15 protein-coding genes are annotated in these 21,913 nt (G+C 64.6%); 9 read left to right on the forward strand and 6 right to left on the reverse strand.

From position 1 onward, the window contains the following. Window positions 1–42 precede the first annotated feature (42 nt). The 5 genes from U5771_RS29455 (at window position 43) to U5771_RS29475 (ending at window position 7,695) form a co-directional block, all read left to right on the forward strand. Window positions 43–2,604 carry a type VI secretion system Vgr family protein gene (locus U5771_RS29455; protein ID WP_322027235.1) on the forward strand — a complete coding sequence of 854 codons (2,562 nt, stop codon included), beginning with the start codon at window positions 43–45 and terminating at the stop codon, window positions 2,602–2,604. Further along, complete coding sequence (locus U5771_RS29460) at window positions 2,604–3,626, forward strand: DUF4123 domain-containing protein (RefSeq protein WP_322027236.1); 1,023 nt, start codon at window positions 2,604–2,606, stop codon at window positions 3,624–3,626. Before U5771_RS29455 ends, U5771_RS29460 begins: the two co-directional genes overlap by 1 nt. Before the next feature lie 13 nt (window positions 3,627–3,639). Further along, window positions 3,640–4,443 carry a hypothetical protein gene (locus U5771_RS29465; RefSeq protein WP_322027237.1) on the forward strand — a complete coding sequence of 268 codons (804 nt, stop codon included), beginning with the start codon at window positions 3,640–3,642 and terminating at the stop codon, window positions 4,441–4,443. Window positions 4,444–4,631: 188 nt separating this feature from the next. Then, window positions 4,632–5,408 (forward strand): hypothetical protein, encoded by a 777-nt coding sequence (locus U5771_RS29470; RefSeq protein ID WP_322027263.1) that lies wholly within the window; start codon window positions 4,632–4,634, stop codon window positions 5,406–5,408. Further along, window positions 5,401–7,695, forward strand: coding sequence for a DUF2235 domain-containing protein (locus U5771_RS29475; protein ID WP_322027238.1), 2,295 nt, complete (start codon window positions 5,401–5,403; stop codon window positions 7,693–7,695). Before U5771_RS29470 ends, U5771_RS29475 begins: the two co-directional genes overlap by 8 nt. 168 nt (window positions 7,696–7,863) lie before the next feature. On the opposite strand, the gene U5771_RS29480 is transcribed toward U5771_RS29475, so the two are convergent. The 5 genes from U5771_RS29480 to U5771_RS29500 form a co-directional block, all read right to left on the reverse strand. Continuing rightward, complete coding sequence (locus U5771_RS29480) at window positions 7,864–8,439, reverse strand: DUF3592 domain-containing protein (protein ID WP_322027239.1); 576 nt, start codon at window positions 8,437–8,439, stop codon at window positions 7,864–7,866. 38 nt (window positions 8,440–8,477) lie between these two features. Further along, window positions 8,478–9,428, reverse strand: coding sequence for an OmpA family protein (locus U5771_RS29485; RefSeq protein ID WP_322027240.1), 951 nt, complete (start codon window positions 9,426–9,428; stop codon window positions 8,478–8,480). Window positions 9,429–9,432: 4 nt separating this feature from the next. Next, window positions 9,433–10,422, reverse strand: a complete 990-nt coding sequence (gene tagF / locus U5771_RS29490) for a type VI secretion system-associated protein TagF (protein ID WP_057924723.1) — start codon at window positions 10,420–10,422, stop codon at window positions 9,433–9,435. Then, entirely contained in the window at window positions 10,419–14,360 is a 3,942-nt protein-coding gene (gene tssM / locus U5771_RS29495; RefSeq protein ID WP_322027241.1) for a type VI secretion system membrane subunit TssM, read from the reverse strand. The genes tagF and tssM overlap by 4 nt, the downstream gene beginning before the upstream one ends. 301 nt (window positions 14,361–14,661) lie before the next feature. Further along, a complete protein-coding gene (locus U5771_RS29500) occupies window positions 14,662–15,507 on the reverse strand; it encodes a M15 family metallopeptidase (RefSeq protein WP_322027242.1) in 846 nt (281 codons plus the stop codon). Window positions 15,508–15,628: 121 nt separating this feature from the next. Between U5771_RS29500 and U5771_RS29505 the strand changes: the two genes are divergently transcribed. Then, window positions 15,629–16,606 (forward strand): phage tail protein, encoded by a 978-nt coding sequence (locus U5771_RS29505; protein ID WP_322027243.1) that lies wholly within the window; start codon window positions 15,629–15,631, stop codon window positions 16,604–16,606. A 204-nt stretch (window positions 16,607–16,810) separates the two neighbouring features. After that, entirely contained in the window at window positions 16,811–17,839 is a 1,029-nt protein-coding gene (locus U5771_RS29510) for a transporter (protein WP_322027264.1), read from the forward strand. 133 nt (window positions 17,840–17,972) lie between these two features. On the opposite strand, the gene U5771_RS29515 is transcribed toward U5771_RS29510, so the two are convergent. Then, window positions 17,973–20,141 (reverse strand): M1 family metallopeptidase, encoded by a 2,169-nt coding sequence (locus U5771_RS29515; protein WP_322027244.1) that lies wholly within the window; start codon window positions 20,139–20,141, stop codon window positions 17,973–17,975. A gap of 644 nt (window positions 20,142–20,785) precedes the next feature. Between U5771_RS29515 and U5771_RS29520 the strand changes: the two genes are divergently transcribed. Together U5771_RS29520 and U5771_RS29525 are read left to right on the forward strand one after the other, a co-directional pair. After that, window positions 20,786–21,280, forward strand: a complete 495-nt coding sequence (locus tag U5771_RS29520) for an LEA type 2 family protein (RefSeq protein ID WP_322027245.1) — start codon at window positions 20,786–20,788, stop codon at window positions 21,278–21,280. Window positions 21,281–21,448: 168 nt separating this feature from the next. Further along, entirely contained in the window at window positions 21,449–21,781 is a 333-nt protein-coding gene (locus U5771_RS29525) for a YegP family protein (protein WP_322027246.1), read from the forward strand. Window positions 21,782–21,913: the final 132 nt, after the last annotated feature.

The raw sequence follows: 21,913 nt of genomic DNA on the forward strand, positions 1-21,913 counted from the left end.
CGGGCCCGACGGGTTCGCGATGAACGAGAAGAGGCATAACGCATGAACGCGACCGAACTGGCACAGGCGATTCGCGGTGGCCTGATTCAGCAGGACCGCCTGCTGAAGACCGACATCCCGTCGCTGCCGAACAACGCGCTCGTGCCGCGCCGCGCCGTGACCCGCTCCGGGCTGGGGCGCGATTTCAGCGTGGCGCTCGATCTGGTGTCCACCGCGAGCGACGTTGAGCTCAAGACGTTGATCGCGCAGCCGATCACGCTGTGGATCCAGCAGGCGGACAAGTCCTATCTGCCGATCAACGGCTATATCCATACGGCGCGGCGGCTCGGCGCGGACGGCAGCCTGTCGAGTTACCAGCTGCGCTTCGCATCATGGATGCACTTCCTCAAGTTCCGCAGCGACATGCGGTACTGGCAGGACCAGCCGGTCGACGCGATTCTCTCCGACGTGTTCGATATGCATCCGCAGGCCAAGGGCCGATACCAGTTCGCGCTGTCGAAACCGTTGCCGTCGCGATCGTACTGTCGCCAGAGCGAAACGGACTGGAACTTCGTGCATCGGCTGATGGAGGACGAGGGGCTGTTCGGTTTCTGGCGGCACAGCCAAGACGGGAAGGCGCACACGTTCGTCATCACCGACGACCTGCATGCGGTCGATGCACTGTCGCCGAATGCCGTCACGTTCGACCGCTCGGGCAGTGGCACCGAAACCGCCGGTTTCACGCAATGGGCCGCGTCGCGGACGTTGCAGAGCACGCAGCACACCACGCGCACGTTCGACTACAAATCGCCGTCGTCGGCGGGCAGTCCGAACGGCACGACGTTGCCGACCAAGGCCGGCCAGGGCGACCTGCCGGGCCAGGCGGAAATCTACGAATACACCGGCGCGTACACGTATCCGGGCCAGGACCGTGGCGAACATCTGTCGAAGATCCGTCTCGAGGAATGGGAGTCGCGCGCGAAGCGTTTCTTCGGCGTGGGCGGTGTGCGCGCGATCGATGCCGGCCGGCGCTTCACGCTGACCGGACATCCCGAGCACGACCGCGATGCGGCGGGCGACCGCGAGTTCGCGGCCATCGGCGTCACGCGTTACATCGAGAACAATCTGCCGGTCTCGGACCACGAAGCGAACTTCCCGCATAGCCTGCAGGACCAACTGGCGCAGGTGAAGGCCGGTCACGGCGAAGCGGCGGCATTCGAGGTCGGGCATGACGACGGCTCCGCCGGGTTTTATCTCGTCGAGGTCGAGGCGCAGCGCGCGAGCGTGCCGTATCGCAGCCCGTTCGAGCACCGCAAGCCGGCGATGCAACTCGAGACGGCCGTCGTCGTCGGGCCGAAGGGCGAGGAGGTGTATACCGACGCGCTGAACCGGATCAAGGTCATGTTCGTGTGGGACCGGCAGAGCGAAGGCCGCGAGAACGCGTCGTGCTGGATGCGGGTCGTGCAGTCCGATACCGGCGGCGGTTACGGCGGCGTGCATATTCCGCGCGTTGGCGAGGAAGTGCTGATCGGCTACATCGGCGGCGACTGCGACCGGCCGATCGTCATGCATCGCGTCTACAACGGTGCCGCCAAGCCGCAGTGGCATAGCGACGGGATCCTGTCGGGCTTCCGGTCGAAGGAGTATGCGGGATCGGGGTACAACGAGATGGTGCTCGACGACGCGACCGGGCAGAACCGCGCGCGCCTGTTCAGCAGCAGCGCGAATTCGCTGCTTCACCTCGGCTATCTGATCGAGCAGAGCGGCAACACGCGCGGTGCGTATCTCGGCGCCGGTTTCGACCTGCGCACGGATGCGTACGGTGCGATGCGCGCCGGGCAGGGCTTGTACGTGACGACGCATTCGAAGCAGGCGAGCAGCCAGCCGCTCGACGTGAGCGAAGCGAAGCAGCAGCTCGTCAATGCGGAGGGGCTGGTCGATGCGATGTCGCAGGTCAGCGAGATGCATCAGGCGGAGAGTCTCGGCACCGGTCGCGATGCGTTGAAGCAGTTCACCGATGCGACGCAGAACAGCGTGGCGGGCGCGACGGCGGGCGGCGGCAGGACGGCTGGTGGCGGGACGGGGAATGCGAATGCGTTCAAGGAGCCGGTGATGTTGTTCGCGAGTCCGGCGGGGATCGGGGTGGCGTCGCAACAGTCGGTGCATCTGGCGAGCGACCGGCAGACCAATATCGTCAGCGGCGAAAGCATGTTCATCACCAGCGGGAAGTCGCTGATCGCCGGCATTCGGGATCGCATCAGCCTGTTCGCGCAGAACGCCGGGATGAAGCTGTTCGCCGCGAAGGGCAACGTCGAGGTCCAGGCGCACGCGGACAACATCGAACTCACCGCGCAGAAGACCGTGAAGATGGTGGCGGCGACCGAGGCCGTCGACGTGGCCGCGAAACAGGAGATCCTGCTCACGTCGGGCGGTGCCTATATCCGGATCAAGGGCGGCAACATCGAGATTCATGCGCCGGGGAAGATCGATTTCAAGGGGGCCCAGCACCAGTTCAGCGGTCCGACGAGCATGCAGTATCCGCTGCCCGCGATGCCGGGCGGCACGTGCAAGCAATGCGTGCTGAATGCACATAGCGGTCGTGAATCGATGGTCGAGGCGGATTGATGGACGAACTCAACGAGACGGGCGACGCCATCGAGACGGCTGCGGATGGGCCCAATCCGCGCGAGTCCGAATGGCCGGCATTCCTGGAGACGCTGAAGGCATCGCTGGAGCGCAAGGCCGGCGTCGGCAGACCGATGCGACTGTACGCGCTCGTCGACACGCGCGGCTATCAGGAGCTGGACACGCAGCTTGCAGCCGTGCGCGGCCTGCGTCACGCGTCGCTCTGGACCGATACCGGGCTGGACGCCTACACGGATATCGCGCCGTACCTGATTGCGTTCGACCGTCACGCGCTCGACGACGAGGCTGCCGAGCAGCATCGTGTGCTGCGTCAGCTATGGCTGGACGCGGTCGATTTGCATGCGGTGACATGGTTGTGCTCGGCGTGGTCGTTCGACGCGCTCGATGCGCATCTGCGCCAGTACGTGAAGTACGCGCTGCCGAACGGTCGCGCGTACTACCTGTTTTTTTTCGACAACCATGTATTCGGGCGGCTTCGACGCGTGTGGAGCGACCCGCAGGCGCAGCAGTTCGTCGCGCCGTTCGACGAGATTCGGTATCGCGACCGGCGGCTCGACGAAGTCGTGTGGCGCAACGACGTGCCGGCGATCGAAGGCGCGATGCCCGTGGGTGACGCGCCGAACCTCAGCGAGCGGCAACATGCGCAACTGATCGAGCTCGGGTATCCGGACAAGCTCGTGCTGAAGTTTCGCGAGACGATGGCGGCGGTGGTCGATCATCTGTCCGATGCGGACCTGCATGACCAGGTTATCGAGCAACTCGAACGCGCAGCCGAGCACGGGATTGCCGACGAAGCGGAATTGCAGTGCTACGTGATGACGGGCGTGCTGGTTGCGCCCCGGTTCGACGAGCATCCGGCAGTGCGGGTGTGCCTTGGGGCCGTGGCTCACGGAGAGACGACGCTCAATGACGCTCTGGCGACGATCGACGACGCGACATGGGATGCGATTCGCGATGCGCACGAGCGGGAATCGATGGAGGCGCTTCGTGGTGTGGCGTAGGTCCGTGCCGGGAATGTGTTTGCTCGCGGCGGCATTGAGCGCGTGCGGGAAATCGGAGCCGGTGTATAGCGGGATTTCGGTAATGGGCCGGAATTATCTGCCGTACAACATGAGCGGCTTCACCGTGAAGGACGCGTTTGGAAACAAGGCAAGTGGGGGCGGGGACGACCCGCCGGGTGCGGGTGGGGGGAGCGTGACGTGTTGCTACCAACTCAAGGGCGCCGAGTTCACGGTCGAGTGGAAGTATTACGATGCAGACCGATGGACGATGGACGATTCGCACGCGCGGCAGGTCGAGACAAAGGTTGTGATGCCACCGTCGGCCATTCCCGAGCAGGTCGGCACCCGCATTCTCGAAGTTCATTTCTATCCGGATCGTCACGTCGAGCTTCAATTTCCTGGCGAACTTCTCGACAAGTCGCGTATTCCGATCGTCGATGTTTCCCGATGGATGGCGACTCGTTATCAGGCGCAGCTGGACAGGAAATTTGCAGATACGGACGGGCAGTCGCATCGTCGCATCGCGCGTGCAGTGGCTGCTGCGTGGCTGAAATATCGGCTGACCGACCGGCGTGATCTCGAGCAATACGTGTACTTCGACCTGCTCGTGAACAGTCGATTCGATTCGCACCCGACAGTCCAGCGCATCTTGCAGACTGACGCCGGTCAACCCGGTACATTCGCGAAGTCGATGCAGACCTTGCCGAAGAATGTGCTGTCGGCTTTGGCGAGCGGCAGCTTCGAACCCGTGGTCGTCCCGGCGGTTCCCGACGGCTTGCTGCCGTCACCGCATGCGGAAGAGGCGCGGCTTGGTTGATTGCGTGGAGGGCGGGTCGGGCATTGAGCGACGGGCGCCTTACGTGACGGGCGGAGCGATACCGATGCATGGGGTACGCCTGCAACGCATGCTGGACAATATTCGGAAGGAAATTATCAGTGAATAGCGCGACGGGATTTTCGGGGCTGGCGAGCCGTGTTGTGGCAGGGTGTGTGCTTGTGACGGCCATGGCGGCATGCGGCAAGTCGGAGCCGACATATAGCGGCGTTTCGGTTATCGCTCACAACTATCTGCCGTACAACCTGGACGGATTCACGATCACCGATGTCCACGGAAACAAGGCAGGTGGGGGGAACAGCTTGCCGGGTGGTGGAGGCGGGGTGACGTGTTGCTACAAGCTCCAGGGAACCGAGTTCACGGTCAAATGGAATTACGTCGACGTCGACCAGTGGCATAAAGGCAACGAGGAAACGCTCCACGCCGAGGCAAAGGCGACGTTGCCCCCATCACAGGTTCCGGAGACGGTAGGCGATCGAATCCTCGAAGTTCACTTCTATCCGGATCGTCACGTCGAGCTTCAGTTTCCTGGCGCGTTGATGGACGAATCGCGTATTCCGATGATCGATGTGTCGCGCTGGATGGCGAGCAGGTATCAGGCGCAATTGAGCAAGCGGTACGACGAGCGCGAAGACCAGCAGTTTCGTCGTGTTGCTCGAGTTGTCGCGATGGCATGGTTGAAGTACCGCCTCACCGATCTCGACGATTTGAAGCAGTACGCTTACTACGACCTGCTCGTGAATCGTCGCTTTGACTCGCATCCGGAGATCCAGCGCATGTTGCAAGCGGATGCCGGCAAGCCGGGCGCTTTTGCGAAGTCCATGCAATCGTTGCCGAAAAATGTCCTGTCTGAATTGACGAGCGACAAGTTCGAACCGGTCGCGGTACCACCCCTATCCGACGGACTGGTTCCGCCGCCGCGTGTCGAGGAGAAAAAGCATGGCTGAAAGAGTTAAACTCGATCCGGATGACGCAACGCCGACATCCGTATACGCCCAGATCGCGAACCAGAATGCGACGATGTACCCGAAGGGCGATTGCATGCCGTGCGGCGCGACGCTTCGGATGGGCTTTTTCTTCGATGCGTTTGGACGCCATCGCGATATCGACGATCAATCGAGTTCGCAGTACTCCAATATCGCCCGGCTTTGGGAGGCGCATCGCGACATCGAGGATCCGAGGCGACCCGCGAACCAGTTCTGGTTTCGCTTCTATTATTCGGGATTGGGCACGCCGCTCAACGAATCAGCCAAGGCCAATGAATGGATCAATGCGGGCGTAGCCGCGGGCAAGATGGCGGGCAAGAAGGCGTTGAGCGGAGCGCAGTCGGTCGCCAAGTCGTTCACGCGCGTCAATACGCCGATTAAGCAGGCCAGCGTAAAAAAACGTGTCGACGACGTAAAGAAGCAGCTCATCGATGGATTTCTCGAGGGGGATTTCTCCCTTCGACCAATCGACAAGGCATTCCAGGATCTTCGGAAGGATATCGAACGCATTCCCGCTCAGGCGCGGCGTGTCATGAACGTGTTGAATGCATCGCCGGAGCGATACTGGGAACGAACCAAGGCGACCGGAACGCTGCTGTGGCGCAACGCGAAGAACGACTTCAAGAACAACGTCAAAGGCGCTCCGATGAAGGCGGGCTGGGCGGTCGCGCGCAGCCTTTTTGTCGGTATAGCGATGGAGAACGTGCCGATCGTACGTGACAATTCCGTCATGGCCAAGGCTTTCGGCACAGGCGTCGATACCCGGTTGATCGCAGCCAAGGACCAGTTCAAGGCCGCGTACGAGGCCGTCAAGAAGCAGATGCCGAAAGTTCGGGCGATCGAGGTGTCGGTGTTCGGCGCGGATCGAGGGTGCGTGCTCGCACGTGCGTTCATCAACGATCTCGCGGAGAAATACAAGCGCAGGGACGACACGGATCTCGCGATTGAAGGCGTGCCGATCCAGATCAAGTTCGTCGGATTGCTCGATGCAGTTTCGTCCGTCATGTCGGAGGAAGCCGGTGAGCTGATCGGAATGGTGCCTTATCTGGGTATGCTCAAAACCAGCTTCAAGGATCGTCCTCTCGCCATCCCGGCCAGTGTGCAGCGCTGCGTTCATTTCGCGGCTGCGCATGAGATGCGCTTCTATCAGCGTCTCGACAGTCTCGAGAAAACCCGTGGCGAACAGTTTCTCTATCCGGGCACGAGCTGTGATGTCGTCGGCGGCGCGCCAAGCGGGTCCATGGGGCTCAACGCCGAATTGATGAGAGTCCCGCTGCAAGACATGCTGCTGGAAGCGATAAAGGCGGGCGCGGTTATGGACACCATGGAGGATCTGTACCTGTACAACGCCCCGGTGTTCAAGCGTTTCAAGCTCTCGGATCCGATTAAGTACGGTGGTAAGGAGTATCGAATCAAGGCGCTGGTCAACGCCTACCGCACGCTCGTCCCGCGCAAGCCCGGCGCCGATTTTATGGAGCATTCGAAAGTCTTCATGCGCTGGATCTCGGCCCGCTACATGGATCCCGATTTCCGCCGCACGATCTCTGACCCGGTTGCCGACTGGAAACGCAACACGAGCGATGCTGACCTGCAGCGAAAGACGGCGAAGTCGCAACTCGACTGGGAACTGCAGCGACAAGGCACCAACATGAGCATGCTGGCCAGTCGAAGCCCTGAGGACCAGGCGAAGCTGCGGGGAATGAAGGCAGCGAGCGACGCGGCGCAAAAGCGCTATGAGAAGTTGATCGCGGAAGCGCCGCAGGACTATTCGACGGTCTGGGAGCGTCTCGAGAAGGAGGCGGCAAAGAAGCTGCGCCGCGCGTCGTATCAGGACGGCCTGAAGCAATCCGCTGAGCGTATCCGCAACATGCCGGATTCGTGGGATTCCAATAACAAGGCGAGCGCGGACGCGGTCGAGGCGACCATGCTGCCTGAAGCCGAGATGGAGCTCGTGTCGGCCTGGAAGGAAGGGATCGAAGGCAAGCATCCACTTCCGTCGGACGTCATGGCGCTGTTCGACATGCTCGTCCACGATACGTTGCTGACGAGCTGGCAGGACCATGTGCTGGCGCCGTCACTCTACTTTCGGACTCGCGACAAGGATACGTTCGGATCAAGCGATCTCGCAAAGGAAGCGAAGCAGCGCAAGAAGGACGATCTCGCCGCGGCACGTATCGACCAGGCCGCCAAGCAGAGCCAGGAGTGGGCGAGGGGATACAAGGGTGGCGCAACACCCCCCAATCGTTGAGCGGCGTCACGGGATGACGGAGCGCTTGCCTCACTGTCTGTCAGAGAAGAGCGTTCAGGGAGATAACGGTCATATTCGAATGCTGAATCGCCGGAAATCGACTCACGGCAGATTCAGCATAGCGCCTGGTCCACACGCAACTCGACGAAACCAGCCTGCACGTCCGCATCACGAACCGCTGACGCGACTCTCCGCCCGCCGCGCTTTCCGCCTCGCCGCGTGCCTTTTGCGATCCTCGATCCATGGCAGCAGCGAAATGCCCGCCGCACACAGTATTAACCCGCCGACCAGGGCGAACAGCCCGAATCCGATTTCTCGTACCCATTCCCCGCCCACGACCGCTTCATTGCGGCGTGCAATGCCCGGAAACATCGGCGAAACGCGCAGGCCATCGTTCGCGGCCTCGCGGCAATACGTCTTCGTGAACGCGGCGAACTGTTCGCGATCGATGTTCGATGCGGCGGAGCGCGAATAAACAGGCGACCCGGCAGGCTGCCACGTCGCATCGTAGTGCTGTCCCTGCCCGGCACCATGGCGGAAGACGGTGCGTGCCTCCCATGTCACGTCGGATTTGCCGTATCGCAGAGACAACTCGCACCGCTCGACGAAGGCGGGGACATGAGGCCACGCGCCAGCACGAACGAGGATGGCCGAATTGATCGCGCCAGCGACACCCACCAGCACGAAGAACGCACCGACAAGCAGAAGAATGGCCGATCGCAAGCAGCGCAGTGCGAATTTCACGGGAATGGCCGGATTCGGCAGGCCCGCATAAACCGCGTTTACTGCCCCACCCGGAACTCGATCCGCCGATTCCTCGCCCGCCCCTCCGCCGTATCGTTCGGCGCGATCGGCTGATCCGGCCCGACGCCCGTCGTCGTCATCTGCTGCGGCTGAATGCTCTTCGTGATCAGATACCCCTTCACCGCATCGGCACGCGCCTGGCTCAGCGCGATGTTCGACGTCCGGTTCCCCGAGTTGTCGGTGTGGCCGATGATGTCGACCGTGCGGTTCTGCATCTTCGACAGCGCGGCCGCCATCTGATCGAGAATCTGCTTGCCTTGCGGCGTGAGCGTCGCGCTGCCCGTCTCGAACTCGATCGTGCGATTGGCGAGCGTCTGGTCGAGCACCCCTTGCTCGGACGCCGACACGCGCAGCCCGTTCTTGATCGTATACGTCGGGTTCAGCGTATTCGCCATGTCGCTCGCGAGCTGCTGGCGCTGCGCCTCGTTGTGCACCTCGCCCTTCATCTCGATCTGCGTGCCGTTGATCTTCAACTGGCCCTTGCTGATCTGCTTCAACTGCGCGCCGAGCAGCTTCTGCACGTTCGCGCTCCAGTTCGGCGGCGTCGCGACGTCGCCGACCTCGATCTGGTCGACCACGTTCGCCGCGCCGTAGGTGTCGCGCAGCTTCTGCAGCACCGCGGCCTTGGTCGCCTCGTCGGGCACCTTGCCGCCGACCACCACCTGGCCGGGCGTCGCGTTCGCGGGCGGCGGCGCGATCGTGCCGGCCGTGCCGTGCACCACCGTGCCGGACGCCGTGGCCGGCGCGGCGCCGGGGTTGGGGTTCGCGGGCAGGGCGGCGGCCGCGACAGTGCCGTTGCCGACCGGCGTGACGGTCGCGCCGCCCGTGTTCTGCGCGTAGGCCGCGCCGCTGGCGATGAGGCCGGCGGCGACGAGGCCGGCAACGAAGGGCGACAGGCGCGTGCGCTGGACGTGAATCGTGCGTTGCATCCCGTCAGCCTCCGATGAACGCTTCGCGGAAGGCATCGATGGCGACGCGCAGCGAGAGTTGCGGTTGGTCGAGATAGCTGACGAGCTTGCTGATCTGGTGATCGTTTTGCGCATGGGCGTCGATCCACTCGGGATCGTCGATGTCGATGTTGTGGGCGGCGTAGGTCTGCGGATCGACGACGCTCAGCAGCGTCTTCGACGACGCGCCGTTGAAGCCGATGATCAGCCGTTCGCGCTCGGCGATGGTGCCGATGAAGATCGCGAGCTCGAAGTCGGCCTGCGCGACGAACGGTGCGATCAGTTCGAGCCAGAACGCGGCGACGAGGCTGCGATAGAACGGATCGACCGGCAGCGGCAGCGTGAGGCCGCGCTCGATGTGCGACGAGCCGCTCTGCATCACGGGCCGCAACAGCGAGCCGAGCGCGAGCATCGCGCCGCGCAGCCGGACCGGATGGCCGCTTTCGAGCAGCATCTGCTGCAGGCCGTACAGCGACTGGTGTTCGATGAAGTCGTTGAAGGTGCCGTCATGCGACGTGCCGGGGCCGCCGACGTCGATCGGCACCTGCGTGTCGCCGAGCGCCTGCAGCGCGCCGGGCGGCTCCTCCTTGGCGAGCAGCGGCGGCATCTGCGCGGCGACGCGCGACCACAGCCGCGCGAACGCGAGCGGGCTGCGCGCGAGGAACGCGAGCGGCCGGTCGACCTCGAGCGCGGTCGCGCCGAGGAACGGGAAGCGGCGCATCGACACGTCGTGGCTCGCGACCATGTGGCCGGCGATCGCGAGCTTGCTGCGCGAGCCGAGGAACGCGAAATGCATCGGCTTCGCATCCTCGTAGACGATCTTCCAGCGCGGATCCTCCGCGAGCAGTTCGAGTGCCTGCGCGATCCAGCGATCGAGCGTCTGCAGCAACTGCGGATTGTGCGGGCTCTTCACGAAGTCGCCGCGCGACGGAATCTTGCCGAAGTAGGCGATCTGCGCCTGAACGGTTTGCGTCATTGCGCCCCCTGTGCGTTCGTTGCGGTGGCGGCCGCGACGGCCGGTGCCGCGGCCGGCGCGCCCGTGCCGGCCTGCGTCGCGTTCTGCGCGGCGCCCGCGCTCGCGTCGGCGACCGACGACGGCAGCTGCAGGCCGCGCAGGCTCTGCTGCTGCGGCTGGTCGCCGCCGCCGCTCGTCGGCTGCGACGTGCTGATGATGCGCATCGTCACCGACACGTTCACGCTGCCCTGGACCCACGTGAGGTCGAAGGTGCCGTCCGGACGACGCTTGCGCTGCGCCGAGTTGATCAGCTTCTCGAGACCGTAGCGGCCCGGCTCGTTGACGAGCTGCACCGTGCGGCCGTCGAAGGTCGTCGCGGACAGCGTCGCGCCCGGCGAACCCTGCGGGTTCGGCCACACGAAGTTGGTCCACTGCGGCGGCGTGTTGCGGTAGCGCAGTTGCTGGCCGTCGATCGCGATCGTGTATTCCGTCGTGCCGGTGCTCGGCTGCGGCAGGATCTGGAACACGGTCTGCGGTTCGGCCGCCGCGGCCGCGCCGCCCGCGGCGCCGCCGGCGAGCGGGGCGACCCAGCGCGCGAAGCCGTTCGTGAAGTCGGGCGTGAGGCCGATGCCCATGTCGCCCCACGTGCGGGCCGCGAGCGTGTCGCCGCGGCGCACCGCGAGCGGGCCCAGCGTCGTGCCGACGAACTTCGCGATCGCACCGTCCGGACCGAACACCTGCGCGATTTCACCGGCGCCGGCCTCGACCTTCGCGCTCGCCGCGAACGGGTACTTGGTCGCGAGCGAGCTCTGGAACGGCTGGTAGACCTGTGCGTTCCATACCTTGTTGACTTCCGCGCTGGCCGGCTGGATCACCACCGAGAACGCCTGCATCAGCGGCCGCACCAGCAGCGGACGCAGCGACTTGCGTTGCGAATCGGTGAGGCCGGTCAGCATCTGCTCGTCGACGAACTTCAGCGAATCGGCGAGTTCCGAGCCGTTGCCGTCGAGCGTCTGCTGCATCAGCTGGCGCGCGCCGGGGCCGGGGTCGCCCTGGTTCTTGATCACGTTGAAGCGCGTACGGACCTTCGACAGCGAGTCCATGTAGCCCTTGAGCATCGACGTGCCGTCGTGCGTCGCGACGATCCGCGCGAGCCCGATGAACTCCTGGCCGATCGGACCCATCGGCACTTCGGCCGGATTGCCGTTGATGTCGATGTTCGCGGCCGCCACCTGGCCGGCCTGCGAGCGCGTGAACAGTTGCTTGACCCAGTTCACGACGCCGGTCTGCGCCTTCTTGATCGCGACGTTCGCCAGCGACGGGTTGTCCCACGACGTCTGGTCGTACGCGGTCTCGAGGATCTTGCGGATCGGCGAATCCTGCGGGTCGCCGAGGCGGTTCATCCCGTCGACGGCCTGGCCGAAGCTGCTGAAGCCTTGCACCGCGATGCCCTGCATGAATTTCTGCCAGTGCTGCGCGTACTCGGTCTTGTACATCCCGACGAGCGTCTTCTGGATCTGCTCGGGGCTGCCTTCCAGCGTCAGGTCGTCCTGCGTCGACGTGTTCAGCACCCAGTCCTTCGCCTGCAGTTCCTTGGTCGCCGCGTCGCGGATCGCCGGCTGCACGTAGTCGAACCACGCTTCGCGCGTGAACGTGCCCGGAATCGCGTAGCTGCCCGCCACGAGCGACTGGTTGCCGTCGCCGACGATGCGCGCGATGGTCATCGGCGCGAAGCGGGTCGACGCGCGCGCCTTGATTTCCTCATAGACGCGCTGGCGGGCCGGCATGCCGCGCACGACGCGGCGCAGGTTCTCGCGGGTCTGGTCGACGAGCGCGAGGTTCGCGTCGATCATCGGCCAGTCGTCGTCGTTCACGCGGGCGAGATAGAACGAGATCATGCGCTCGGCGCTCTTGATCATCTCGTCGCGCGGCATGTTGCCGCGATTCGTCTCGAGCCAGCCGCGCCAGAAGCGGGCGAGCTGGTCGGTCAGGTGCGCCTGTTCGACGTGACGCTTGTCGGACAGCATCAGGTAGGTCTTCAGCGCGTTGTACGCGTCCTGCACGTTGGTCGGCGACGCGTCGCTGTACAGCCCGCCCTGCGGTGCCGCCGCCGGTTGCGGCGCGGCGGCCGTCGCGGCGGATGCGCCTTGCGCGGCGCCGGCCGGCGGTGCGGCGCCCGGCGGGTTCGTCGAGACCGGCAGCGTGCCGCCCTGCACGGCGCCCGATTCGGGCGGGCGGGTCATCGGCACGAGCTGTTCGGGGTGCGCGTTCACGTCCTTCATGAACGACGCGAGGTTCTGCGAGACCGGCGCCAGCAGGATCTGGCGCACGCCGTTGTAGTACTCGGTCAGCAGGTGCTGCTCGAGACGGTCGCCCTGGTACAGGCCGAGCGATACCGACACCGGCTTGTCGCGGCGGAACTGTTCGAGCTGTTCGATCCGGTCTTCCAGAATGTCCATCGCCTGCAGGCGCGACTGCAGGTCGTTGCGGCCCTGCTGCAGGCGCGTGACGTTGTCGAGGTCGGCCTGCACGTTCGCGACGAGCTGCTGGTTGCCGATCGTCGACCAGGTCCAGCCGCCGAGCGCGAGCGCGAGCGCCGCGACGAAGCCGAAGAAGGTCGCGTAGCGCAGCCGGGTCTTGGTCGGGCTCGCGAACTGGCGCACGGTCTGGCGGTCGGCGAAGATCACCTTCGAGAACAGGTCGCGCAGGAAGAAGCCGTTCTTCGAGAAGGCACTGTGCGGCTTGGGCAGCGCGCTCGCGTCGAGGCCGAAGCGGTGCGCGATGCGTTGCGCCGCGGCGCTGTTGGTTTCGCCTTCCTGCAGCGCGCTGGTGAAGTAGAAGCCGCGGAAGATCGGCTTGTACTGGAACGGGTTGTTCTCAAACAGCGTCGCGAGGAACGCGCGCAGCGACGGCTTGATCGTCGAGAATTCGAGCGGGAAGCTCAGCTGGCCCGGCGACAGCTGGTTGCCGCGCGACAGCGACAGCTGCGCGACGCTGATCTCCTTCAGCCCTTCATAGAGTTCCTCGAAGTGCGTGTCGAACTGCGCGACGACGTCACGCTTGTCGTCCGGCTCGTAGGGCAGGGTGGCGCCCCACACGCGGTCGTATTCGTGCTTGTCGCTGCTGCTGAAGAATTCGGTGAAGCCGGTGATCAGGTCGGCCTTCGTGAACATCACGTAGACCGGCGCGAACACCTCGAGCTTTTCCGTCAGTTCCTGAACGCGCTGACGAAGGTTTTTCGCGAGGTTGATCGCGAATTCGGGGCGGTTGCCGGTGAGTTCGGCGATGCTGGCGGTGACGATGATGCCGTTGATCGGCGCCTTCGGACGGTAGCGCTTCAGCAGGCCGAGAAAGCCGAGCCATTCGCTGCGGTCTTCCTCGTGCACCGAGTAGCGGCCGGCCGTGTCGAGCAGGATCCCTTCGGTCGTGAAGAACCAGTCGCAGTTACGCGTGCCGCCGATGCCGTGGATCACGGCGCTGTTCTTGTCCGCGAACGGAAACTGGAGGCCGGAGTTCAGCACGGCGCTGCTTTTGCCGGCAGCGGGGTTGCCGATCACGATGTACCACGGCAGTTCGTACAGCGCGGAGCCGCCGGACACCTGGCCGATCTTCGACGTCTTGATCGTCTTCACGGCGTCGGACAGGCGCGTGCGCAGCACGTCGAGGTCGGCGGTCTTCGTGTCGGTCGCGAGCGCGGCCGCGGCCGGCGCGGCGATCTTGCCGGTTTCCGCCTGTTCTTCCAGCACCTGGCCGAGCTGCTGGTTCGCGCGCTTCACGCGCCAGCGGCGCCACAACGCGACGCCGAGCAACAGCACGAGGATCGCCGCGAAGGCGATCGCCGCCCACAGAAGCGGCAGCTGCAGCATGTCGGTAACGATGAAGAGAATCGCCGCTAGCGCGACGATCCCGACAATCGAGAGCGTACGCGGATGAGTCAGCACGTTGAGGATGCGTTGCATAGGACGTTCAGGTTCCGGTGCGATTCGGTGAGGCGACGCAGGCGCGCCGAGCGGCAAGCGTGGCGCCGCGATGTATCGCCATGCTGTCAAACGGGATGAAGGGGGCTGGCATCAATGCGCCCGCGGCATCGGAGAAGGCGCGCGCAATAATGAAAGGACGCTGTGAGAATTAAAACGGAAGCGGCGCTCGGAAAAAATCGTGCAACGGAATGCCCGATCGATTGCACCGCCCAAATCGTTTCCTGCCGGGTGATTAAAAAGCCCCATGCCGCCCTCATTATTTCTTGTTCGGCAACCCTGACTAGCTGCCGCGTCCCAGTTTAAAACCGGGTTTATGGTATTCCACGTGCCCGAGATCCATCATTTTCCATCGGCCTCCCCAGGTCAGGCCGACCTGCTCGGCAACCTGTCCGTACAACTGGTAGCCGCGCATCGCCCAGGGATCTTTCTCGGAAATGACCAGCTTGCCGTCGCGCAGAAACGCGTTGTCGGCCGCGAGCCCGAACTGGTGATAACTCTGGAAGGCCGCCGCATTGGTCACGTTGGTGCCCATCTGCGCGAGCCGGTTCTGTCGTTCCGGACTCCGATAACCTTCCAGCAGCGCCATCTCGTAACCATATTGTTCGTGCATGATCTTGTAGACCAGCAGCAAACGCGTACGGAAATCGGGATCCAGCAGGTTCCAGTCGCGGCTTGCATCTCTCAGCGCCGGCCGCACCTGTTCGACTTCCTTCGTGGCAAAGACTTCCGGCGGCAACGGCGGGGGCGGCACGAGTTGTTCGCCCTGCAGCAGCGCGGCGATCTTCTCGTCCGGCACGCGCGCCGTGTCGTCGTACTGAAACAATTGCCGACCGCGTAACGCAATGGCCACCAATGGCGGCGTCGCAAGAATACCTGCCGACACCATAATCATCAAGCGCCGCCGAATCAGTAAATTTTGCACATCACTTAATGCGCCGCGCGTAACGGTTGCCGATTTAACAATTTGACTTCGCGTGCGTGTGGCGCGATCGTTCGCACGGCGCGTCAGGCGGCCGCGAAACTGGGCGACGGATTCGAAAACGGTCGCGCGGATACCCGGTAAAAGCAACAGTGCCGCAACCGCGACGGCAAGGGCGAAATAGGCGACGAGTGCGACGGCAATCAACGAAATCCCCGGAAATTGGAATTGATTGTGTTTTGCAATGCTTGCTCTTAGAATCAGGCTGCTTTGAGAGGCCGGGCTATATTATCGCGGTGAATTAAACCAGGATTCAATGAGACGCTGAATGAGTGCGCCGGAAAATTCAAATTCGAAAACCCCGCCCAGCCTGCTGTCCGATACCAAACCGGCAGGCGGGGGCGGACCGCAGCAGTCGCGCATTCTCGCGAATCTGGAAGGACGTGTCACGCCGCCGGCCGAACCGCCGCGCCGTTCGCTGAAGGGGCCGATCGCGGCCGTCGTCGCGCTCGTGGTCGCCGTCGGCGGCTGGGGCGCATGGCGCTGGCAGCAGCAATCCGGCGAGCCGGCCGTCGTGGCCGCCGCGCCCGTGCAGGCAGCGGCGAAGGCCGAGCCGGCCAGCGGTGCCGCCGTGCAGGTCGCGCAGAATGCCGCGTCGGCTGTACCCGCCGCGCAACCGGCGACGATCGTCAACGAAGATGCCGCTTCCCAGACCGTTGCGTCCGCATCGGGCGCGTCGGGTGCGGACAACAGCCGCTTGTCGCGCGCGCTCGCGAACGGTGCCGACGATGCATCGGGCGCGGCCACGGCCGGCGCCGTCGCCGCGACGGCCGCCGCCGCAGCGGAGACGACGAAATCAGCGAAGGCCGATGTCGCGAAGAGCGACAAGGTCGCCGCGCGTAGCAAGACCGATGCGAAGGCCGCCGCAAAGGCCGACGCAAAGGCGGAGGCCCGCAAGCATCACAAGGAACAGCAGGCGGAACTCGCGCAGGCGAAGAAGCGTCGCGACGCGACGCCCCGTACCGCGAGCGCGAAGGCGTCCGGGAAGGACGACCCGGATGCGGATCTGCTCGCCGCGCTCGTCGCTCGCACGAAGCCGGCCGACAAGAAGGCCGCCGCGCAGAAGGGGCAGGTCGTGCCGACCAAGACGGCCGCCGCGACGGGCGGTTCGCTCGCATCGCGCGTGAAGGATTGCGCGGAGCGCGGCTTCTTCGAAGATCAGCTGTGCCGCTGGCGCGTCTGCGACGGCCACTGGGGCAAGGATCCGGCATGCCCGACCGCCGCGCAGTCGGAGACGCGGCAGTAACCGGCGTCACGCCGGCCAGCTCATCGCACATGCGCCGCCCAACGGGCGGCGCGTTGTTTTTGGGGCCGGCTAATGCCGGACGACCGTATGTGACAATGTCACCAAAATGCCGCATGCGTCGGGCATACATTTCCTTTCATTTCCCGGCGTGGCGCCGCAATGCGCGATGCGCGGCGCGGCGCGCGCCGCACGACCTTCGACACGATGGACCTGATCGTACAGACTTACGGCGCCGATACGTCCGGCATGGTGTGCGGATTCCGCTTCGTCCCGGGCGGATCGGGCGCGATGCTCGACGCCGACGCGGCCGCCGCATGGTTGCGCACGTGCCGCGAGCGCGAGGCGTCCCCATCGGACGATTTCGTCTGGCTGCACTTCAATCTCGCGCACGGCGCGAGCGAGCGCTGGATGCGCACGCACCTCGGATTGCCCGACAGCTTCTTCGAATTCCTTCACGAAGGATCGCGCTCGACGCGCATCGAGCAGGAGGACGGCGCGCTGCGCGCGATCGTCAACGACGTGATGTTCAACCTCGAGCTGACGCCGTCGGAAATCGCGACGCTGTTCGTCCACGTCGAGCGGCGCATCATGGTCACCGCGCGGCTCAAGCCGCTGCGCTCGGTCGATACGCTGCGCGCCTGCGTGCGCGACGGCGAGCGGTTCCGGTCGCCGGCCGAACTGCTCGTGCACCTGCTGCACGACCAGGCCGACCTGCTGATCCAGATCATGCGACGCACGAGCGTCGACGTGGACCGCATCGAGGATCGCTTCCTGTCGCAACGGCTCACGTCGAATCGCATCGAGCTCGGCGCGATGCGCCGCACGCTGACGCGGCTGCAGCGCATGCTGGCGCCCGAGCCCGGCTCGATCTTCCGGCTGCTCGCGAAACCGCCCGCGTGGCTGCATGCCGAAGACGTGCAGGAGCTGCGCGAGTCGACCGAAGAATTCTCGCTGGTGCTCGCCGATCTGTCGGGGCTCAACGAGCGGATCAAGCTGTTGCAGGAAGAGATCGGCTCGCGGCTCGACGAACAGAACAACCGGACGCTGTTCACGCTGACGCTGGTGACCGTGATCGCGCTGCCGATCAACATCGTCGCGGGCTTCTTCGGGATGAACGTCGGCGGCGTGCCGTTCTCGGAGAACAAGCACGGTTTCTGGCTGATGGTGCTGCTGGTCGCGGGCTTTACCGCGCTGGCCGCGTGGTGGGCGTTTCGCCGGCGCGGCGATCGCTAGCGGGCATCGGCCGGTGCCGCGTGAGCGGCAGCGACAAAAAAACAGGCCCCGCATGCGAGGCCTGTCGAACAACATGAAGGTTTGAACGCCGGCCGGCGCCGAGTACCGCGCGGCACCGGCCGGCCGAACCACGTTACTGCACCAGCGTCTTGCGCGGCTTGAACATGCCCTGGTAGCGCAGCGACGGACGTTCCTTCACCGTCGGCGCGATACCGCCGAAGCTCGGCGTCTGGCGCAGCTTCATCGCGGCCGGCGAAGCGACCGAGCCGATCGACGTCGAACGCGAAGCCGGCGCGAGGTTGTTCGAGACGAGCAGCGCGGCCTCGCTCTTCAGGTTCGCGAGCAGCACCGGATCGGTCGAGTTGTTGACCTGCGTGAGCAGGCCGCTCCACGCGGCGTCGCTGTAGTTCACGACGTAGTAGTCGAGACCGCTCGGATCCGCGACCACGCCCGTGCAGCCGTCGATCCGCGTCTGCGTCTGCGTATCCTTCAGCGCGAGCGTCGTGTGTTTCGCGAGACCCTGGCCGTACGCGAGCGTGACCGGTACCGTCCACTGCAGGCCCGGATACGCGTTCTTGTTCGGGAACGGCTGCTGTTTCAGCGTGACGACCGTCTGGTTCTTCGTCATGTCGCACTGCGTGTCGAGCGAGATCAGCGGCACGCCCGTCTGGCGCACGTAGCTGTCGCCGATCGGGCCGACCGGCTGGCCGCTCGCCTTCGACAGCGCATCCCACAGGCGCTTCGGCGTGCCGTTGCCGAACGAGTAGTCGACCAGGTACTGCTGCAGGCCGTGGCGCAATGTCTGCTCGCCTAGATAGTTCTCGAGCGTCTTCAGCACGTGGCCGCCCTTGTCGTACGTGAACGCGCTCGCGCTCAGCACGAAGTCGTTCGACGCCCAGTCGTTGAAGTTCGGCGCGACCGGGAACGCGTTCGGGCCGATGTCGCGATTGATCACGCGATACTTGTTCTTTACCTGGTCGAGCCAGCTGAACTCGTCGGGGAAGAACTGGATCGTCGTCTTCGTCTCGAAGAACGTCGCGAACGACTCGTTGAGCCACACGTTGTCCCACCAGTCGGCCGTGACGAGGTCGCCGAACCACTGGTGCGCGACTTCGTGCGTCAGCACCTCGTTACCGTAGCGCGACATCGGCTGGCCCGGTTGCGGCAGGATGTCGTCGGCGAACTCGAGGATCGACCCCCAGTTCTCCATCCCGCCGAAGTTCAGGTCCTTCTGCTCCTTGAACGCGTCGTTCGCGGCCACCGTGTCGAACTTCGTCAGCGGCAGCGGGATGCCGGTGTAGCGGTAGTAGTAGTCGAGCGCCTGCTTGGTGCGGTCCATCGCCGGCTTCGCCCAGTCGCTCATGCCCGGCGGCGTGAACACGCGCAGGTGCAGGCCGCCCTTGCCGCCCGGCAGCGGGCTCGAGAAGTCGTCCTCGTAGGTGTCGAACATGCCGCCGCCGAAGAACAGCAGGTACGACGGCATCGGCGGGGTCTTCTCGAACTGCACGAGCTTGTAGCCACCGCCGACGTTGGTCGACGGTATCTCGGCCGCATTCGACACGACACGCCAGTTCTGCGGCACTTCGGCCGTCACTTCATAGGTCGGCCGGAATGCGGGCTCGTCCCAGCCCGGGAACCACTGGCGCGACAGGTTGGTTTCGCCCTGCGTGAGGATTGCGCCGCTCGTCGTGCCGTCGGTGCTCTTCAGGTCGACACGGAACACGCCTTCGGCGGCCGAGCAGCCCGGATACGGATCGTCGCCGCAGCTGCCGCCCGTCTGCGTGGCCGGATCGTCGTACGACTTGAAGTTGATGATGCCCGACCACTCCATGTGCAGCGAATAGTTGCCCGGCGAGATCGTGCCGCTCACGGGGCGCAACTGGTAGAAGTCGCCCTTGTCCTGCGGCGTCGCGATCAGCTGGATGTTGCCCGGCTGCAGCGTGATGCGGCCGTTCGTGAACTTGATCCGGTGACCGGCGATCACGATGTTGTTGACCGGCTTCAGCACCTTGATCTCGACGTCGGCGCGCCCGTCGAACGCGTTCAGCGCGTCGTTCGGGCGGAACCACAGGCGGTAGTTGACCGGTACCACGGTGTCCGGCAGCTCGACAGGCGACACGCTCTTGTCGACGTTGGACGCGCTCGGCGGCGTGTTGGCGGCGGGCGACGAGCTCGACTGCGGCGCGCCGGCGGAACTGAGTGCGGAAGCCGAGCCGACGCCGCTGTCGTCGCCGCCGCACCCGGCGAGCGCGAGTGCGGCAACCAGCGGCAGATAACGCATCTTGTGAATGTTGATCGACATGACTGAAACCTCGATTGTTGAAAGAATCGTTCAGTGCTGCGAAAACGCCGGCAAAAGAAATCCCTCGCCGTTAATCAACAGCGACGAGAAATGCCAATGACGGATTATTCGAAAAGACGGCCGGCCGACTACGTGAAGGTAATCATGGTTTACTGCCCCCTCTGTGTTTCCGGATATCGGTTAACTTGCCGGTTCAAAATGGCCGGGCGCGTGTTGTACTGAATTGATTTCGCGCGCACGACACGGGGCTGCCCGCCCTGCGCGGGCGTGCATTCCCCTTGAACCGACGACCCACGGGGCTGGCCGTACCAGGCCGCAGGACGGAAGGACGGCGTGTCGCCGTTCCGTAAAATCGCCGTCATGCGGCTTGAAGGTTTGTCGGCCTGCTCGAAGGATGCGTAAATATACTTGATGGTTTTGGGTAAAGGAAACGAAAAAATTAGAAAGTGCTTCGATTGATTTTTCCGCGTGCAATTGAATTCTGAGCGGCATTAATTCGCTTTACGTTTCGCCACTTGTTTCCGTAGTTTTAATCTATTAACTATCTCGGCGGTGCGCGAAAACTACGAATCAGGGTGCGGCGTGACGCGCTCGGTACAATGCAGCGACGACCCGTCGATCGATTGCCGCAAGGAGGCCAGCCCATGCCACGAGCCCTGTTCCGTATCGCGCCGCTGCGCGCCATGCTGCTGCTGTTCGCTGCCGTCGTCGTGCTCGGCGGTTGCGCGGGCCTGACGCGCGAGCCCGTGAGCGTGACCGTCGCCGGGCTCGACCCGCTGGCGGGACAGGGCCTCGAGATGCGCTTCAGCCTGAAGCTGCGCGTACAGAACCCGAATGACACGCCGATCGAATACGACGGCATTTCGGTCGCGCTCGACCTGAACGGCACGCCGTTCGCGAGCGGCGTCAGCGATCGCTCGGGCGTCGTGCCGCGCTTTGGCGAGGCCGTGATCGAGGTGCCCGTGTCGGTATCGGCGTTCGCCGCCGCGCGGCAGGCCTGGAACCTGCCCGGCGCGGCGGCCAGCGGCGAGTTGCCGTACGCGCTGCGCGGCCGGCTCGCGGGCGGCGTGCTCGGCACCGTGCATTTCAGCGACGCGGGCACCTTGCGCATGCCGGCGACGCCGGGGTGGGGCGGCTAGACGATGCCTGCGCGACGCGAGGGATGCCGGGCCGGACGAAGCGGCGCAATCGCAGCGCCGTCTGACGATTTCTGACGATCGAGTTTCGCGTGTCTTACGTTTTGCGTTGCAATCGCGTTTAGACTGCCTCAGTCCGGAGGGCCGGACGACTTTTCCGAGAGGGTCATCATGGCAGCGAAATTCGTCATCAAGAAAGCGAGCGACGGGCAGTTCCTGTTCCACCTGAAGGCCGCCAACGGCGAGATCATTCTGCGCAGCGAGCTGTACAAGACCAAGGCGTCGGCGGAAAACGGCGTCGCGTCGGTGCGCAAGAACGCGCCGGACGACGCGCGCTACGAGCGCAAGACCGCGAGCAACGGCCAGTTCATGTTCAACCTGAAGGCCGGCAATCACGAGGTCATCGGCACGAGCGAGCTGTACAAGGCCGAAGCCGGTCGCGAGAACGGCATCGCGTCGGTGAAGCAGAACGCGCCGGACGCGGCGCTCGACGACCAGAGCTGACACGCCGCGCGCAGCGCGCGGGTGGCGGCCAGGGCGGTCGCCCGCGCTTTGCCCCGCGGGCAAAGCGCGGTATGGTGTGGTCCGCGCGGCGCACTCCTGGAGCGCCGCCTGTCTGAAGCCAACCGTAGCCGA

It is taken from the genome of Burkholderia sp. BCC1977, assembly GCF_905339595.1.
In the GTDB taxonomy this organism is placed as follows: domain Bacteria; phylum Pseudomonadota; class Gammaproteobacteria; order Burkholderiales; family Burkholderiaceae; genus Burkholderia.

Coding starts and splice junctions, on each gene's coding strand:
- U5771_RS29455 (WP_322027235.1), top strand. CDS start 43: ATGAACGCGACCGAACTGGCACAGGCGATTCGCGGTGGCCTGATTCAG.
- U5771_RS29460 (WP_322027236.1), top strand. CDS start 2,604: ATGGACGAACTCAACGAGACGGGCGACGCCATCGAGACGGCTGCGGAT.
- U5771_RS29465 (WP_322027237.1), top strand. CDS start 3,640: ATGTGTTTGCTCGCGGCGGCATTGAGCGCGTGCGGGAAATCGGAGCCG.
- U5771_RS29470 (WP_322027263.1), top strand. CDS start 4,632: ATGGCGGCATGCGGCAAGTCGGAGCCGACATATAGCGGCGTTTCGGTT.
- U5771_RS29475 (WP_322027238.1), top strand. CDS start 5,401: ATGGCTGAAAGAGTTAAACTCGATCCGGATGACGCAACGCCGACATCC.
- U5771_RS29485 (WP_322027240.1), bottom strand. CDS start 9,428: ATGCAACGCACGATTCACGTCCAGCGCACGCGCCTGTCGCCCTTCGTT.
- tagF (WP_057924723.1), bottom strand. CDS start 10,422: ATGACGCAAACCGTTCAGGCGCAGATCGCCTACTTCGGCAAGATTCCG.
- tssM (WP_322027241.1), bottom strand. CDS start 14,360: ATGCAACGCATCCTCAACGTGCTGACTCATCCGCGTACGCTCTCGATT.
- U5771_RS29505 (WP_322027243.1), top strand. CDS start 15,629: ATGAGTGCGCCGGAAAATTCAAATTCGAAAACCCCGCCCAGCCTGCTG.
- U5771_RS29510 (WP_322027264.1), top strand. CDS start 16,811: ATGGACCTGATCGTACAGACTTACGGCGCCGATACGTCCGGCATGGTG.
- U5771_RS29515 (WP_322027244.1), bottom strand. CDS start 20,141: ATGTCGATCAACATTCACAAGATGCGTTATCTGCCGCTGGTTGCCGCA.
- U5771_RS29520 (WP_322027245.1), top strand. CDS start 20,786: ATGCCACGAGCCCTGTTCCGTATCGCGCCGCTGCGCGCCATGCTGCTG.
- U5771_RS29525 (WP_322027246.1), top strand. CDS start 21,449: ATGGCAGCGAAATTCGTCATCAAGAAAGCGAGCGACGGGCAGTTCCTG.